12 protein-coding genes and 1 other RNA gene are annotated in these 16,469 nt (G+C 64.5%); 4 read left to right on the top strand and 9 right to left on the bottom strand.

The window, feature by feature from the left end; translation table 11 throughout:
* Positions 1-58 precede the first annotated feature (58 nt).
* Positions 59-133, bottom strand: a non-coding RNA gene (locus ABQU90_RS10845) — sX9 sRNA.
* Positions 134-215: 82 nt separating this feature from the next.
* Between ABQU90_RS10845 and ABQU90_RS10840 the strand changes: the two genes are divergently transcribed.
* The 4 genes from ABQU90_RS10840 (at position 216) to ABQU90_RS10825 (ending at position 6,221) form a co-directional block, all read left to right on the top strand.
* Positions 216-1,196: a rhamnogalacturonan acetylesterase gene (locus ABQU90_RS10840; protein WP_323520956.1), complete on the top strand. Its 981-nt coding sequence runs from the start codon at positions 216-218 to the stop codon at positions 1,194-1,196.
* Positions 1,197-1,446: 250 nt separating this feature from the next.
* Positions 1,447-4,530, top strand: coding sequence for a TonB-dependent receptor (locus ABQU90_RS10835; protein ID WP_323521135.1), 3,084 nt, complete (start codon positions 1,447-1,449; stop codon positions 4,528-4,530).
* 108 nt (positions 4,531-4,638) lie between these two features.
* Positions 4,639-5,214 carry an RNA polymerase sigma factor gene (locus ABQU90_RS10830; protein WP_055853873.1) on the top strand — a complete coding sequence of 192 codons (576 nt, stop codon included), beginning with the start codon at positions 4,639-4,641 and terminating at the stop codon, positions 5,212-5,214.
* A complete protein-coding gene (locus ABQU90_RS10825) occupies positions 5,211-6,221 on the top strand; it encodes a FecR family protein (RefSeq protein WP_323520955.1) in 1,011 nt (336 codons plus the stop codon). Before ABQU90_RS10830 ends, ABQU90_RS10825 begins: the two co-directional genes overlap by 4 nt.
* 409 nt (positions 6,222-6,630) lie before the next feature.
* Here the strand turns inward: ABQU90_RS10825 and ABQU90_RS10820 are convergent, their stop codons facing one another.
* From ABQU90_RS10820 to ABQU90_RS10785, 8 genes are all read right to left on the bottom strand, one after another.
* Positions 6,631-9,456 carry a M16 family metallopeptidase gene (locus tag ABQU90_RS10820; RefSeq protein ID WP_323520954.1) on the bottom strand — a complete coding sequence of 942 codons (2,826 nt, stop codon included), beginning with the start codon at positions 9,454-9,456 and terminating at the stop codon, positions 6,631-6,633.
* Positions 9,457-9,667: 211 nt separating this feature from the next.
* Positions 9,668-12,376 (bottom strand): M16 family metallopeptidase, encoded by a 2,709-nt coding sequence (locus ABQU90_RS10815; RefSeq protein WP_323520953.1) that lies wholly within the window; start codon positions 12,374-12,376, stop codon positions 9,668-9,670.
* Between the two features lie 158 nt (positions 12,377-12,534).
* Positions 12,535-12,909, bottom strand: a complete 375-nt coding sequence (locus tag ABQU90_RS10810) for an STN domain-containing protein (RefSeq protein ID WP_323520952.1) — start codon at positions 12,907-12,909, stop codon at positions 12,535-12,537.
* Between the two features lie 381 nt (positions 12,910-13,290).
* Positions 13,291-13,452, bottom strand: coding sequence for a hypothetical protein (locus tag ABQU90_RS10805; RefSeq protein ID WP_430544350.1), 162 nt, complete (start codon positions 13,450-13,452; stop codon positions 13,291-13,293).
* Between the two features lie 55 nt (positions 13,453-13,507).
* Entirely contained in the window at positions 13,508-13,975 is a 468-nt protein-coding gene (locus tag ABQU90_RS10800) for a metallophosphoesterase family protein (protein ID WP_323520951.1), read from the bottom strand.
* A gap of 146 nt (positions 13,976-14,121) precedes the next feature.
* On the bottom strand, positions 14,122-15,684 hold the full coding sequence (locus tag ABQU90_RS10795) for a PepSY-associated TM helix domain-containing protein (protein WP_323520950.1): 1,563 nt from the start codon (positions 15,682-15,684) through the stop codon (positions 14,122-14,124).
* Complete coding sequence (locus ABQU90_RS10790; RefSeq protein WP_115514927.1) at positions 15,681-15,953, bottom strand: hypothetical protein; 273 nt, start codon at positions 15,951-15,953, stop codon at positions 15,681-15,683. Before ABQU90_RS10790 ends, ABQU90_RS10795 begins: the two co-directional genes overlap by 4 nt.
* A complete protein-coding gene (locus ABQU90_RS10785) occupies positions 15,943-16,230 on the bottom strand; it encodes a hypothetical protein (protein ID WP_407078645.1) in 288 nt (95 codons plus the stop codon). Before ABQU90_RS10785 ends, ABQU90_RS10790 begins: the two co-directional genes overlap by 11 nt.
* Between the last annotated feature and the right edge of the window lie 239 nt (positions 16,231-16,469).

The following is a 16,469-nucleotide window of genomic DNA, read 5'->3' as shown; positions in this document are numbered from 1 at the left end:
CAGACCGACGCGGGCACCGGCCGCACGCTTGCTGCGATCGCGCAGCAGTATTTAGAGCGACCAATCAATCGTAGCGAGCAGGTGTCAGGTGCGCGTGGACGGCGCGGAGGAACCGGAGTGTCCGCGTGGTAATGCGCACCGCGCACCAGCTGCGCCTACTTGGCGGTGAGCACAGTCGGTTGGTTAGCCGCACTTATTCGATCTTGAGGTGATCCATGCGTAGGTACTCCGTTGCCCCATCCATGCTGCTGACTGCGCTGGCAGTTGCCTGCCTTGCGTTCGCTGATGCCACCGCTGGCGCCGTGGTCGACACGCCACTCGCCTCCACGGCATCCGCCACCAACAGCGCAAACAGCAGCGCACCGGCCGCGACACGGCCGCTTGCCGCCAGCAAGATCGTGCTGGTGGGCGATTCCACCACCGCCGTACAAGGCGGCTGGGGCCCGAGTTTCTGCGCGCAGCATGTGACCTCGTTCCTGAGCTGCCTCAACCTGGCACGCGGGGGACGCAGCACCTCCAACTATCGCGCCGAAGGCTCGTGGGACATCGCGCTCAAGGAGATGCGCAGCGGCGGCTATCGACAGGTGGTCGTGTTGATCCAGTTCGGTCACAACGATCAACCCGGCAAGCCGGGGCGGTCCACCGACTTGGCCAGCGAATTCCCGGCCAACCTGCGCCGCTACGTGGCCGAAGCGCGCGCCGCCGGCGCGGTGCCGGTGCTGGTGACGCCGTTGACGCGGCGGCAGTTCGAGGCCGGCCAGTTGGTGGATGACCTGGGCCCCTGGGCGCAGGCCACGCGTGCGGTCGCGCGCGAGCTGCAGGTGCCGCTAGTTGATCTGCATGCGCGCAGCCGCGCTCTGGTGCAGGGCATGGGGCCGGTACTGGCGATGCGGCTGGCGCAGCGTCCCGCCGAGCCGGCGCAGATCGTCGCCGCGCAATCGGGCACCACCATCGGCAAAACACCGGCGCAGACGGTTGCGCCATCTCCGGCGTCTGCGTCAACGTCGAAGAACACAGCCACGACCAACGCCGCTGCCACAGCGCAGGACAACGCCAGCGCCGAGCCGATGGGCCAGGCCAAACTCGCGTTCGACTACACCCATCTCGGCCCGGACGGCGCCGATCTGTTCGCCGCCATCGTGGCCGACGAGTTGGCGCAGCAGCTGCCTGCGCTGCGGCCGCTGTTGATTCCCTAGGGCGTGTCACGCAGTTGCCGACCGAGCGGCAACGCGGTAGTTGCAGACGAAATAGATAATTCGCATGCGATTGTCATGCGAATGTAAGGAAGTGTGATGGTGGTTCGTCGGGTCTAGTACGACTGCAACCGCACCTAGGTCAGCGGATGGTCCACGCGCGGCAAGGTTCCACTTCTCACTCGGGGCAAGACTCATGCGATCAGGTGTTCCCGTCGTACCTTACGTGGCCTGCGCCACGTGTGTGGCCGTCATGGTGGTGTCGGGCGCCGCAGCGGCCCAGTCGCACACCTTCGAGGTGGCGGCCCAGCCGGCGCAAAGCGGCATCCGCGCCTTCGGCCAACAAGCCGATGCACAGATCCTGATCAGCGAAAAAACCGCCGCAGCGGTCGACACCGCAGAAGTGAAAGGCACCTACGAGGTCGAGCATGGCCTGGACGTACTGCTGAGCGGCACCCGTCTCAGCTGGCAGCGCACCGGCCCCAACAGCTTCTCGATCGTGGAAAGGAAGTTCCGCGAAGACACCGTCGCCCTGCCCGAAATTACGGTGCAAGGACGCCGGGAGTGGACGCTCAACACGGGCATCAGCCGCTCCGAGGATGACAGTCAGCCCTTCGTGGTGATCGATGGCGAAACCATCCGACGCTCCGGTGCCCCCAATCTCGAAACGTTTCTGCGTAACCAGCTCAGCGTCAATGCATCGCCAGGCACCTCCGACCAGGGAGGCGCATTTGAGACCCGTAACGTCAGCTCTATCAATCTGCGTGGACTGGGCGAACGCGAAACGCTGATCCTGGTCGACGGGCGCCGCATCGCCGGCACCACCAACAGCGACGGCAGCCTGGGGCAGCCATCGCTGTCAGGCATTCCGATGGCGGCGATCGAGCGAATCGAGGTCCTGGCGTCCTCTGCTTCCGGCATCTACGGCAACGGTGCCACCGGCGGGGCGATCAACATCATCATGCGCCGCGATTACGCCGGCAGCGAACTGTCCAGCACCTACAACAACACGTTCGATGGCGGCGGATCAGGCCGGCGCTTCGATCTGACCGGCGGCCGCTCGCTGCAGGATGGACGCACCAACATCACCTTCAATGCAAGCTGGTCCACCGCCAGCCCGATCATGAATCGCGACCGCTCTGCGCTATTGCTGGACAGCAAACGCCGCGGACTTGCCAACAATCCCAACTACTACCGGTTCGCTTCGCCGCTGGGCAACACACCCAATATCCGCTCAACCGACACGCGCAACCCGCTGCAGCTGGATCCGGAATACGGCGGCGCCACCCTCCCCTCGTTCTATACCCACGTGCCAGATGGCTATCGCGGTTTGGCCCAGGACGGGGTGAACCCGCTGATTGCCAATACCGGCACCTATCAACTCGACTTGTCCACGACCGACGCACGCGACGGTGGCCAGCGCGAACTCATCTTCGGCACCGAACAACAGGCCGCCTCGATTGCGCTGCGTCATGACGTCACCGATTGGTTGAAGCTCTACGCAGAGGCCAGCATGACCCGTGCGGTCAGCAAGGCACGCCGCAACTCGATTCCCAACGATCTGGTGCTGGCCGCCGATGCGCCAAACAATCCGTTCGCGCAGGATGTCACGGTCACGGTGCCGTTTTCCGGGGGAAATTCCGTGGTCAACGAGAACATCGCGCAGACCTACCGCGGTGTGTTCGGCGCCATCATGCAGCTGCCCGCCAGCTGGCAGGCGGTGATCGATGTCTCGCGCAGCCAGAGCCGCTTGCGCAACGATGACTTCCCTACCGAGGTCGCCCAGGACACCCTCAACACGTTCCGCAACGGCGAACAGGACATCCTGCGCGACGTGCGACTTGCGCCCAATTTCAACTATGCCTACGAAAACGTGCCTTACGGATCCAGGCAGACGCCCACGCGCAACGACCTGACGGTCGCCTCGTTACGCCTGGCAGGCCCGATCCCGTTCAAGTTGCCGGGCGGCGAACCGACCGCCACGGTCAGCCTGGAGCGCACGCTGCAGAAGCAGGCCGAAAGCATGAACGCACAAAACAGCGCCACCCAGTCGTTGGTCAATATCTCGGCGCCCGGCCGCGAGCAGGTCGACTCGGCCTATGCCGAAATCAACCTGCCGTTGATTGGCAGCGACAACAAGATGCCGCTGGTACGCGAGCTGTTGTTGACCATCGCCGGCAGGTACGAGCGCTCCGAAGAGACCGGCTCACCCAATGCCAACTGCCTGTTCATAGACGGGCCGCTGCCGAGCCTGGACATTCGCTCGCTGTGTCCGCCGTCGCAGCCAGCCTCCAGTGCACGCAATGCCCATTTCAATCCAACCTACAGCGCGCGCTGGCGGATCATCGACAGCATCACCCTGCGCGGCTCCTATGCGACCGGCTATCTGACTCCCAAGCTCAACGAACTGCTCAAGATCAGCAATCCGTTGCTGGTCGTCAGTGCCACCGACCCGCAGCGTGGCAATGAGCAGATCGGATTGCCGAGCCCGCTCTTTCCTGGTTCCTACTACCTCACCGGCTTCAGTGGCGGCAATCCCGATGCCCGGCCGGAAACATCCAAGACCTTCACTGCGGGCATCATCGTGGAGCCCACGTTTGCAGACGGGCTGCGCATGTCGCTGGACTGGACCCGGATCACCAAACGCGACAACTACTACGATCCACTCGAACTGCTGACCCCGGATGGCAACCCGCAGGTGCAGCGTTCCTTCGAAAGCTTCCTGAGCCGCTACCCTGGTCGGGTCACCCGTGGGCCAGCATCGGACGGCTACGCAGTCGGGCCGATCGAGACCATCGACGCTTCGCTGGCCAATCTGGTTGGCTCGGCCAGCGAGTCCTACGATCTTGCGGCCAGTTATTCGCATGATCTGTTCGGCGGCCAGATCGGTGTCGGCCTCAACGCGACCTATGTGGATAGCTTGACCCAACAGAAGGTGCCCGGCGGTGCCAATACCAACTATGCCGGCGTCATCGGGGCCGACTTCTTGTCGCGCCTGAGCGGCATTGGTGGGCTCAGGTGGAAAGGATCCGGCCGAGTGGAATGGACCGGTACGCATCTGGGACTGTCCTGGCAAGCCAGATACTTCGACTCCTACCATCTCAACGAAACCAGGACGGTTGAATTCAGCCAGGGGGCGGCCAAGATCCCCAAACAGATCTACCACGACGTCTCCGGATCCTATGCATTTGCTGACGGCACCACGCTGCGTCTGGGCATCAACAATGTCCTCAACAAGCGCCCGCCGGTCGATTCGGTTTCGCCGGCACGGTATTACAGCACCTTCGGCGACCCGCGATTGGCAAGCTATTATCTGACGCTGATCAAGAGTTTCTGACGCGACAAGATTCATCAGGGGACGGGCCGCGCAGGATTCGACCTGGGGCCATTCGAGCGTATCGGCAGGTCATGCAGTGCGGAGAGTGTCGTAGACGAAACCCGTCCAATGAACGAACGCCGGTCGACGAGCGAGATCGAACGCACGCGGTTAACGCGCTGGGTGGCGAGGGAGATCGTGCCCCACGAGGCGGCGATCCGCAGCTGGCTGCGCCAGCGTGGTCTGAGCCCGGAGGATGTCGACGATCTGGTGCAGGAGGCATATGCCAAACTGGCCGGCCTGCGTCATGCCGAGCAGATCGACAGTCCGGGGGCTTATTTCTTTCAGACGGTGCGTTACCTGATGATCGATCAGATTCGACGCGCGCGCGTCGTGCGCATCGATGCGGTAGGACAGATTGCCGACCTGCCATGCCATGTCGACGAACTGGATCCCGAGCGCGTCACCAACGACAGACATGAGCTTGATCGTGTGCTTCGATTGATCGAAGCCCTGCCCGAGCGTTGCCGGGCAATCATCAAGATGCGCAAGATTCAGGGCTTGTCACAGCGCGATATCGCCGCCCAGTTGGGAGTCAGCGAAAGCATCGTGGAAAATGACGCGGTCAAGGGCATGTTGCTACTGACGCGGGCGCTGCAGAGCGACCCCGAACAGACGCAGCCGGTACGAAGGTGGCGAAAATGAGCACCCGTCAAAACGCGCAGGAGATCGAACAGGAGGCCATGCATTGGGTGCTGCGCCTGGATCGCGAGGGGCGCACGCCCGCAGTGTCCGAGGAACTGGACCAATGGCTGGTGGGGGATGTCCGCCGCCGCGGCGCCTTGCTCAAGGCCGAGGCAACCTGGTGCTCGCTGGACGCACTGGCAGAAACCAGCGATGCCGCTTTCCGCCACGTGCCATCGCCTGCACCGAAGTCCGCTCCGTCGCGGGCGCCGCGCCGTGCGCGCTGGCCCATGGTCGTCGGTGCATGCGCGGCAGTCGCCATCGCCGTTGTTGGTCTGTCGGTCCTGCTACCGCGCGGCGAGCAGTACCAGACGGCCATTGGCGAAGTCCGCCGGGTGCCGCTGGCCGACCGCTCGACCATGGCCATCAACACCGCCAGCAAGGTCAGGGTCGCCTATATCCAGGAACTGCGCGCCATCTCGCTAGAGCAGGGCGAAGCGTGGTTTCGGGTCGCAAAGAACAAGCAACGTCCGTTCGTGGTGTCGGCGGGGCCGGTCCGGGTCGAAGCAGTCGGCACCGCGTTTTCGGTGCGGCGGCACAGCGACGGTGCCGATGTCATGGTGACCGAGGGCGTCGTGCGCGTGTGGGTGGTGGGCGCCGAACCGCGCGCGGTGGCATTGTCCGCCGGCTCGGCGTTGTTCATTGCCGATACCGCCGACATTCGACAGGAGCCAGAGATCGCCGCGCCGGTCATCGAGCGCAAGCTGGCATGGCGTGCAGGCAGGCTGGATCTATCGGGAGAGACGCTGGCCGAAGCGGTTGCCGAATTCAATCGTTACAGTCCGACCCCGATTGTCGTCGCGCAACCGCAGGTCGCGCAAAAACGTCTGTTCGGCGTGTTTCGTCTGGACGATCCGGAAGGCTTCGCCCGCACGGCAGCCATCACGCTGGGCGCGTCGATCAAGCGCCGCGACCAGACCATCGTCATCACCGACGGCCGCGAAGTCGACCACCCCAACGCCCAGTAGTGCACCGGCTTGGCGTGAGAGACAGCACGGTCGCAGCGCCCGGATCGCGCTGATGCATTGGTGCGATCGCCCCACGCTGGCGCAACGGCCAACTCATGCGCGCATCGCACAGCCCGCCTCGGCGGCCCATCCACTGTCTCGCACCGCCATGCAATGACGGTGACGGTGACGGTGACGGTGACGGTCATCGCAACAGGCAACAGGACGCTCGCCGACGTGTCGTGGTGAATGGTGAGCACAGGTCGGCGCCGTCGATTCGACATGCCAACTGTGGTCGGTTCGCATGCACACCAACACCGCCACCCACCCATCGCTGCCCTGCGTGGGATGACGTGGCGTCGCCGTTCGAGGCATGCACCGACTGCTGCGGTGATCGCCGGCCGAGTCGGGCGGCGATCACCGGTGCGCATCAAGGTTGCGCAGCGACGTCCGAATCGGCAGGCACCAGTTTGATCGGCAGGCCGAGCGTTTCCAACTGCGGCCTGACCTTGGCCGCGTCGGCGACCACGACCCAGACCAGCTTGGACGGATCGACCACCGCCCCGATGGCCCCTCGGGCATCGGCGAGTGTGAGTGCGCGGTAGCGGCTGGTCTGACGGTTATCGTAATCGTCGGGGCGCTGGAAGATATCGTTGGAACGCATCGCATCGAGAATCGACTTGGAGGTTGCGAACTCGCCCGGTAGCGCATGCACGCGGCTGTCCACTGCCAACTCGAACTCGGCCTGGGTCATCGGCTGACTGCCCACATACGCCTGGATGATCTCGCGGATGGTGCTGATCGAGGCGCCGGTCTTGTCTGACTGCACCGGAGCGACGACGGAATAGCTGATCGAATGCGCCGGCGTGCGAAAGCCTGCGCGGACGCCGTACGTCCAGTTCTTGCGCTCGCGCAGGTCTGCATTGAGGCGGCTGAGGATGCCGCCACCCAGGGCATCGTTGGCCACTTCCAATGCGGTGAGCTCGTCGGTCCCTTTCAAGGCGGTGTACTGCCCGGCCAGAATCATCGCTTGCGCCGAGTCCGGGCGATCGATCAGCACAATCTGCGGCGCGGCAGGGCGCGGCGCTGCCGAGAAATCCTTCACTCCAGCCGTCCCGGTCGACCGCCAGTCGCCGAGGCTACGCTCGAGCATCGGCTGGATCTCGGCAAGCGGGCGTGCGCTGACCACAAACACCTTGGCCTTGTCAGGCCGAAACCAGGCACGCTGAAATGCAAGCAGATCACTGCGGCGCAATGCGGCAAGCACCTTTGCATCTCCGGTTCCCTTGTCTTTGGCGTAGGGCGATGCCGGGTTGATCAGTTGCAGCATGGCGGCGCTGCCAAGCGACTGTGGGTCGGTGGCCTCCTGCGCGATGCCAGCCAGCAAGGTTCTGCGCTGCAGTTCGATTTCGGCCGGGGCAAGCGCGGGATTGCGGGTCATGTCCGACAGCAGGTCGATCGCCGGTGCCAAATTACCGCCAGGCGCAACCACCGTCAGACTGGTCCGGTCTCTGGAGCTGCCGGTCGCGATTTGCGCACCCAACCGTTCCAGAGCGCTGGCAAATTCCTTCTGGCTGCGCGTACCGGTCCCCTGCTGCAACAGCGACAGCAGCAGATTCTGGGTACCGATTGCATCCTGCGGATCGGCCGCAATGCCTGCATCCAGTTCGATGGAGGCATAGCTCATCGGGCTGGAGCTGCGTTGCGCGTAGATCACTTCGATCCCGTTGGACAGTCGCGCGTGTTCGACCTTGGGAAAGGCCAGGTCGGTGAAGGTGCCGATCGCCGGTAACGGACCGCGCGTGCCGACCACCGCTGCAGCATCTTCGGTCTTTTTCGGTGCAGGCGCGCGCTCGCTGGCCTGCGACTCTTCGTAGCCCACGCGTGGACCCGGTGCCAAGGTCAATGCGTAGACCGGGCGAGCCAGCCATTGCGCTGCCGCAGCGCGCACCTGCGCTGGCGTCTGCGCGGCAAGCGCAACGGCGCGTTCTTTCAGATAGCCCGGCCCCTGATCCAGCAGGCTGCCGTCGGCCAGCGCGTAGCCACGACTGGAGACCGAATCCAGCCCGCTGATGGCGCTGGTGAGATCCATCGTGACGTAGCGCTGCAGCGCATCGACGCTGGGGCCGTCGCGCAGGAACGCTGCAACCACCTCATCCAGGCGTCGGCCTGCGCGTACCGGATCGACACCGTCAGCCACTTCGCCGGAGACGACGAACATGCCGCCTTGATCGTACAAATTGACGCTGGCAGCGGCACCGGTGAACAATTTTTCGCCACGGACCAGAACCTCCTGCAGCGGCGATGTCGCGAGCGCTCCCATCACGCCGGCGGCGGCTTCTAACGGGATCGAACGTGGATCGTTGCGTCCCGGAATCGTCCACACGCGGATGATCGATGTGGCCGAGACCCGATCTGTCATGGTCTCGTCCAGACGTTTGGGCAACGATGGAATCGGCGCGACCGGCCGCTGCGCGCGCGGGCCGGAGGGAATGTCGCCGAAGTACTTGACCATCAACTGGCGCGCGGTGGCCGTATCGATATCGCCGGCCAGCGTGACCGTGGCGTTGTTGGGGCCGTAGTGATTGCGAAACCATGCCTTGACGTCGTCGAGGGTGGCCGCATCCAGATCGGCCATCGAGCCGATGACGCTGTGACCATAGGGATGCCCGCTCGGAAACAGCCGCTCGGTCAGGCGATACTCGACCAAGCCACCGGGTTCGTTGTCGCCCTGGCGCTTCTCGTTCTTGACCACGCCACGCTGTTCATCGAGCCTGACCTGGGAGATCGCGCCGAGCAGATGTCCCATGCGATCGCTCTCCATGAACAACGCTCGTTCCAGCGCGGGCGTGGGCACGGTTTCGTAATAGCTGGTTTTGTCGCTCTGGGTCATGCCGTTCTGGGCGGTGGCACCGGCCACCTTGAGCGGAGCGAAGAAATCGCCAGGCGCGTTTTCGCTGCCGCTGAACATCAGGTGCTCGAACAAGTGCGCAAAGCCGCTGCGCCCCGCCGGCTCATGCTTGGCGCCAACGTCGTAGATGACGTTGACCGAGACCAGCTTGACGCTACGGTCGGTGTGCACGATCACCCGCAGGCCGTTGTCCAGGGTGAACGTTTCGAAGGGAATCTCCGCCGAGCGCACCAGCGCTGCGAGCGACGTCGGCGTAGGTGGCGCAGCAACCGCGCGTTGGGCGATACCGAACGCAATCACCGCAATGCCGGCGACGACGCAGGTTGTGACGTTTCTTGGGTTCATTGTGCAAGGATTCCCATGGCAAAAAGCGACGCTGCGTCGGACGACGCAGACGGCAACATTGCTTGTTAGACGAACCGTCGGGCCGCTTCCTTATCCGGCACGCAGGCAACACACAGCGTCCCGTCTCGCCAGGATCGCCGCAGGCCGACGTCGTGACAGCGCACCGGCGCAGTGCAGGCCCGGCGTGCCTTCTCACCCGGGCCTGCACGCATCACGGCGCTGTTGCGGCGGCAGCGGGGATGACCGTCACCGGAAGCCCGAGTTGGGCAAGCTGCGGCTCGACCTTGGCCGCGTCGCCGAGCACGACCCAGACGAACCTGTCCGGATCAATCGACTGCTGCAGCGCCGCCTGCGCCGTCTCGCGATCCAGGCGGCGATAGCGTTCGACCAACGTCGCTTGATATGCGTCGGCGCGGCCGAGCAAGCGATTCTCACGAATGGCATCCAGATAACTTTGTGCATCGCCATAGGCCACCGACAACTTCCTGATCTGGCCCTCGATGACAAAGTCGAATTCTTCGCGCGTCATTGGGCGTTTGCCCAGAAACTCGGACATCTCCCGGCGGATCGTGGCGATCGTCTCGCCGGTCTTGTCCTGTTGCACCGGCGCATTGACCAGGTAGCGGGTCGCCATCTTGAGGGTATCGAAGCGGCCATCGACGCCATAGCTCCACCCTTTGGTTTCGCGCAGCTCGGTATTCAATCGGCTCGAGAAACTCGCTCCGAGCGCGATGTTGGCCAGCGTGGCGTCGGACACACGCCCGCGATTGCGCGTCTCCACCGCCTGCCCGGCGAGGATCATCGACTGATCCGAATCCGGATTGTCGATCAGCACGATGCGCGGCGACGACGCCCTGGCGGGTCCAGGCAGGTCCTTGCGCCCCGGTGCGCCCTGCGAGCGCCAATCGCCGAAGCTGCGCTCGAGCAGCTGCTGCACGACCCCTGCTGGCAGATCGCTGCTGACGGAGATGCTGGTCTTGTCTGGCCGGAACCAGGCGTGGTGGAAGGCGATCAGATCCTCGCGACTGATCGCCTTCACCGCGTCCGCATCTTGCGGCCCCTGGTGACGGGTATAAGGCGAGTCGGCATCGATCAGCTGCAGCAAGGTGCGTCCCACTTGCATGAAGCCGTCCGTGTCGGCGGCAGCGATGCCGGCAATCATCTCGTCGCGCTGCTCCTGGATCCGGTTCGGGTCGAACGCGGGGAAGCGCAGCATGTCCGCCAGCAGCGTCAGCGCCGGCCGCAGGTTGGCGCTGGGCACCGACAGCTTGGCGGTGGTGCGGTCAGGGTCGGATTCCAGACTGGTAGATGCGCCAAGTCGGTCGCGCTGGATCGCAAGCGCATCGGCATTGCGCTTGGTGGTGCCCTTGTCCAGCAATCCCAGCACCATGGCGTGAGTGCCAGGCCGCTGCAGCGGATCGGCCACGACGCCGGCATCGACATCGATGGTGATCTGGGTGAACGGCACATCGCCGCTGCGCAGATACATCACCTCGATGCCGTTGCTCAGGCGCAGCTGCTGCGCCTGCGGAAAAGCGATGGCGCCGAACACACCTACTGGCGGCAGGCCACCGCGGGTTCCGGCAACCACCGGGTCGACAGGGGCCGCCACACGGCGTGCGGAAGGCACGGCGGCAGCCGCGAACGCCGCTGGCGCCCCTGGCAGGACCGTCAACGCGTACGCGGGCCGGCTGAGCCAGGTGGCTGCCGCTGCCTGCACGCGCTCTGGCGTTTGTGCGGCCAACGTCTGCAACTCGGTCTTGTAGAAGTCCGGCCCCTTGCCCAAGCGCAGCCCTTCGTTCACCACAGCGAGCTTGCTGGAGGGCGTCTGCAGCGCGGCGAGCTGCTGTGCGAGCTGGCGGGTGACATAGAGGTCTATGTCGTCGGCCGACACAGGGGTGGTCAGCATGCTGGCGATGGCGGCATCCAGCTGGCGGCTTGCCAGCACCGGATCCACCCCAGCAGCCACGCTGCCATCGATCATGACGATCCCCGAATGCACCGAGGTGTCCAGCGTGACCGCAAGCGCGCTGAAACTCTTTTCCTGCTGCACCAGCCGTTGCTTTAGGTAGGACGATCCCATTTGCGCCATCGTGGCCACCGCCACCTTGAGTGATGCAGCCACTGGATCGGCCTCGCCGGGAACGGCCCAGGCGCGGTAGAGGTGCGGTGTGGACACCCGATCCGTCAAGGTGTCTTCCAGCCGCCTGGGCAAGGTCGGTACCGGAGCGACCGGTGGCAGATTGGACGGGCCGGCCGGGATCGCGCCGAAATATTTCTCGACCAACCGCTTGGCGGTGTCAATGTCGATATCGCCGTCCATCGACAGGACCGCGTTATTGGGCCCGTAGTGGGCACGGAACCAGGCCTTGACGTCATCCAGTGTTGCCGCGTCCAGGTCAGCCATCGAGCCGAAGACCTCGTGCGCAGCGGGATGTCCCGGCGGATACAACCGCTCGCGCACGCGGTAGCGCACGATCGCCAGCGGCTTGCTGTCGGCCTGCCGCTTTTCGTTTTGCACCACGCCGCGCTGCTCGTCGAGCTTGGTTTGGGTGAGTGCGCCGAGCAGATACCCCATGCGGTCGCTTTCCAGAAATAGCGCCTGCTCCAACCCGGGGGTGGGCAGGCTTTCGTAATAGCTGGTGCGATCAGGCATCGTGACGCCGTTGAGTTCGGCACCCAGCCGCTGCAAGGGCAGTGCGTAGTCACCCGGCGCATTCTCGCTGCCGTTGAACATCAGATGCTCGAACAGGTGCGCAAATCCGGTTCGACCTGCAGGCTCGGACGTAGAGCCGACGTTGTAGTCGACGGTCAGCGTGACCATCTTGGCGCGGTGATCGGAATGCACGAAGACGCGCAAACCGTTCTGCAGCGTGAAACTCTGGTACGGAATATGGATCGCGCGTACAAGCTCCGCCAACGGCGCAGGTTCCTCCGAAGCCACACGTTCCGCATTGGTCGCCGTGGTCGCCGCTGGCAATGCGCTTGCTACTGCGCTGACGACGCTCGATACCAATGCCAGCCCAAGCAGGCCAACGTACAAGCGAGCGGAAAAAGTCCTTTTTGTCGCAGACGTTCTCATAACGATGTCCCTGGTCGTGCCACTTGATGGACCGGTGCCGAAGCTCCTGCAGGCTGCATGGAATGCGATTGCGCGGCACCGGACGCCTGCTCGGCAAGCACGATCGAGTAGGTCCCTGGCCCGGTCTTGAGCCAGCGCAACCCGCTGTGGCGCAACAGGACCGTCAATGCCGACTCGATCGGGTAGGCCCCTTTCAGGCTACTGGTACGGCGTGCGGCAACCGCGTCCTGCGAAACCAGAATTTGCACTGTCGTGGCCTGCCGTGAGAAAGCAGCGATCCCGCTGGCGGCAGTTTGCGCGGGAACATCGAAGCGCCAGATCTCTGCCGGCCCAGTCGCTGCCGCCGTCAGCAGCAATGACAGCAGCGGCACAGCGCACACTTTCTTCCAGCACATGTCGTTCCCTTGCAAAGCGGCCCGCGCGGCATGCCTGGACCTCATACCTCAAGGACGAAGCACAGCGACGCTTCCTTATGTGCACATCCTGCAGGCAACCATGCGACGGTGCAGCCGCTGCTGAGGTGCCCTGAGCGGTGCGGTGCGGTGTCGATTGGCTCCGCGCCTGTGCCTGTGCCAGTGCCTGCGCAAAAATGGCGAGCGCCGTGCAGAATTAACACAGCGCATCGCTGACCAACACGACCAAGCCCAGCGCACGCTGGCGTCTGGCGGCCGATCGGCACGCGTGGTCGCAGCCTCGCCCTGGCCTGCCGGCAATACCGATCAAGCACGGGTCGACCGCAGTGATCAGATCCGTCAGGCCGCGCGCGGCGCCGACGCATCGGCTTCAATCACCTGCGCGTGCTTGAGCTCTTCCCACAGCGCTGCGGGAATCGCCGCCCGCATCGAGGCCGCATTCGCCTGCGCCTGCGCCTGCTCATCATCTTCGGATAGCACAGCAGCAGACCGGTTGAGCATGCGCGTGCTGCCATAGCCCTCGCCAATCCGTCACTCGTTGCAGTCGCCCATGGAATCAATGCGGCTCGAACACCTGCAATGCCGCGCGTGGCGGTCCATTACCCAACCACAACGTTGCCACACTGATCGGCAACCTGAAACGACGCGGACCGGCACTGCCCGGATTGATGTACAGCACGCCATCGCGCGTCTGGATCGAGGGCTTGTGCGAATGCCCGCTGACGATGACATCTGCCGCCACGCCCGGTGCCAGCGTTTTCAGATTATGCAGCACATGGAGGCGCACGCCATCGATCAGCAGATCCAGCGTCTGCGGCAAACCCGCGGCCCACGGCTTGTCGTCGATATTGCCGGCGATTGCATGCAACGGTGCCAGTGCCTGCAGCGCGACAAGAATCTCCGGCTTGCCCACATCGCCGGCATGGATGATCGCCGCGGAGCCCTGCAGCGCAGCCACGGCTTCGGGCCGCAGTACGCCATGCGTGTCGGAAATCAGGCCAATGCGTAAGGCGGTAGCCATCATCGGCTGGGTGTGAAGGTGGGGGGCGATGAGGATGCACTGCTGGATGATGCCGTCGCGTCAACATGCCAGTTTGTCGAGCCAGCAGCATGGTCAGCAACCAAACGTTCCGCCGCAGATGTCCGCCGGCAGACCGTGGCGGCCGGGCATCAATCGGCGCGGTGTATTGCGCGCGCTTTCCAGGCCCAGACGCTGCTGGGATCGCCCTGCAGTCCGCGCCGCTTGCTCGCACGCGCAAGTTGCCAGTACGCCCATGCCAACACCAATGCAATCAGGTCCGCGACCAGTGCCGTCGCATCCTGCCACGGCAGCATCACACCGTGCGCCGATAAGCAGCTGGCCAGTGGAATCAGCGCCGTCAATCCAGCGCAAGCCAGCAACACCTCGTACGCACCACGTGCAGTGGGGCGGATCAGCGCCCACACCAGCACGGCGGCAAAGACCGCGTAGTACACGCTGCGTTCCTGCCCCTGCGGCAACACGCGCGCGGCGATAAACAACGCAGAGATGCCGGCGACACTGCCCAGGCAGATGCCTACGGTGAGGCGCGCCATGGCATGGGTACGACGCGGTTGCGCAAGTTGGCGGCGCTTGCGGCGGGTTTCGATCCACAACAGGTTGCCGCTGTAGAACAGGAATGCGCCGCCCAGGCCCAGCAGGAAATACAGCCAGCGCACCGGGGCATGCCCGAAGTTGCCGAAGTGCAACGCCTGCAGCCCACGTAACGCGGCGGTGCCGGGCGACATGGTGGCGGGTGCCAGCACGCGCAGCACCTGGCCCGTGGTAGCGTCCAGCGCAACACCGCCCAGCGTGTTGAGCCGGCGTTGGTCGTGATGGCCATAGACCTCCACCCGCGCGTTGGCATCGCCGGCATCGTGGAAGGCCAGGCTCTCCGGCACAAAGCCCGGGCTGGCGGCACGTGCGGTGTCCAGCAGGGCCGCAATCGGCAGCAGCGGTGCAGTGCGCTTGGCTGGCGCCACATGCGGTGCGAGCTCGAAATCCGGCTCCAGGATCTGCATCAACTTGCCGTCGAACACCAGAAACTGAAATGGCGCCAGCAGCAACACACCCAGACACAACACTGCGCCGGACCAGGCAAAGATCACATGGAACGGCAGCGACAACATGCCAACCAGGTTGTGTGCGTCCTGCCACAGGCGCTTGAGGTTGGCACCGATCCGCAGCGCAAACAGATCCTTGAAGAACACTGGGGCATACAGCACCACGCCACTGACCAACGCCAGCCCGTACAACACGCTCACCACGCCGAACAGATAGGTCCCGGCCACTCGCGGCAGGCCAGCAGTGAAGTGCAGGTCGTAGAGGAAATCGGCAAAGCCCACGCGCTGCGGCAGCTCCAGCAGGCCGCCATCCGGTGCTGCCTGGTATTGGCGCATGCCGCCGCTGGCATCGGCCTGCGCGCCATACCAGTACAGCCGTGGAATCGGCCCGTGCTCGCCCGGCAACAGCAGCAGGAACGATTCGGCCACCTGCGGATGCGTGGCGATGACGGTGTCCAGCAATGACTGCGCGGCGGCAACCGGGTCGGCAGGCGCCGTCTCCTCGACCACCGGCGCAGGCTGCCAGGCGCTGAGCTCATGCGTAAACACGGTGATCGCACCTGCATAAAACGCAATGAACAAGGCCATGCCGGCCAGCAGACCCATCCAGCTGTGTACCGACAAAAACAGACGTAGCGTCGCGGCCTTCATGCCTGCAGCTCCGTCCAGCCCAGCGCCTTGACGGCGGCCAGCGCGAGGTAGCACAGCACCGTCAGCCCACCCAGCCACAGCCAGGCACGCGCAGCGCTACGAAACGCGAATGGCCAGGCCATTGCGCCGATCCACACCGGAAACATCAGCAGCAACCATGCCAGCGTGTAGGACTGGCGCGGCCCCGGTAGCAACAACGCGCATAGCCCCACCGCCGCAACCGCCAACGGCAACCCCAGCACCACCGACGCCAGCCATCTAGCCCACATGCCGCACCTGCCTGCGTTGCGCACGCGCGTACTGCCACATGTCCACACACGGCAGCACGATGGCTGCCAGCATCAGGGTGGTGAGCGCGGCAAAGATGCCAGCCCAAAGTCCCAGGGCCGTGCTGGCGCACACCAGCGAGAGTGCGAACAAACCGCAACCGCCAAGACGCAGCGCACGCACCAAGGGTGCACGTGATTGCCACACGCGTTGATGGCTGGTTGCCAGATAAAACGCGGTCGCCGCGCCTGCAGCGGCAAGCAAATACGCGCAGGTCATCAGCCAGATCATGCGACCACCCGCTTGCACACAGCTGCGCATGCGCCTGGCTTGGCGATCGCGGCAATGCGCAGCCAGTCAGCTTGCCCAACCGGGCGCCACTGCGCGCCGCGCAGCACGCTGGCGGACGTGCGCGCACGCACGGCAGGTCTGGGTACAACAACATCGTTCAACACACGCACGCGCGACTCCCGTAAAGACGGTCCACGGAAGGCATGGCGGCGGCTGTGCCCAGCCAC

Origin of the sequence: Xanthomonas sp. WHRI 10207, assembly GCF_040202975.1 — a bacterium.
Taxonomy (GTDB): Bacteria; Pseudomonadota; Gammaproteobacteria; order Xanthomonadales; family Xanthomonadaceae; genus Xanthomonas.
This window is presented reverse-complemented; position numbering and strand designations above follow the sequence as displayed.

Excerpts from the sequence above, each read along its gene's own strand:
- ABQU90_RS10840 (WP_323520956.1), top strand. The coding sequence starts at position 216 with ATGCGTAGGTACTCCGTTGCCCCATCCATGCTGCTGACTGCGCTGGCA.
- ABQU90_RS10835 (WP_323521135.1), top strand. The coding sequence starts at position 1,447 with ATGGTGGTGTCGGGCGCCGCAGCGGCCCAGTCGCACACCTTCGAGGTG.
- ABQU90_RS10830 (WP_055853873.1), top strand. The coding sequence starts at position 4,639 with ATGAACGAACGCCGGTCGACGAGCGAGATCGAACGCACGCGGTTAACG.
- ABQU90_RS10825 (WP_323520955.1), top strand. The coding sequence starts at position 5,211 with ATGAGCACCCGTCAAAACGCGCAGGAGATCGAACAGGAGGCCATGCAT.
- ABQU90_RS10820 (WP_323520954.1), bottom strand. The coding sequence starts at position 9,456 with ATGAACCCAAGAAACGTCACAACCTGCGTCGTCGCCGGCATTGCGGTG.
- ABQU90_RS10805 (WP_430544350.1), bottom strand. The coding sequence starts at position 13,452 with ATGCTCAACCGGTCTGCTGCTGTGCTATCCGAAGATGATGAGCAGGCG.
- ABQU90_RS10800 (WP_323520951.1), bottom strand. The coding sequence starts at position 13,975 with ATGATGGCTACCGCCTTACGCATTGGCCTGATTTCCGACACGCATGGC.
- ABQU90_RS10795 (WP_323520950.1), bottom strand. The coding sequence starts at position 15,684 with ATGAAGGCCGCGACGCTACGTCTGTTTTTGTCGGTACACAGCTGGATG.
- ABQU90_RS10790 (WP_115514927.1), bottom strand. The coding sequence starts at position 15,953 with ATGTGGGCTAGATGGCTGGCGTCGGTGGTGCTGGGGTTGCCGTTGGCG.
- ABQU90_RS10785 (WP_407078645.1), bottom strand. The coding sequence starts at position 16,230 with ATGACCTGCGCGTATTTGCTTGCCGCTGCAGGCGCGGCGACCGCGTTT.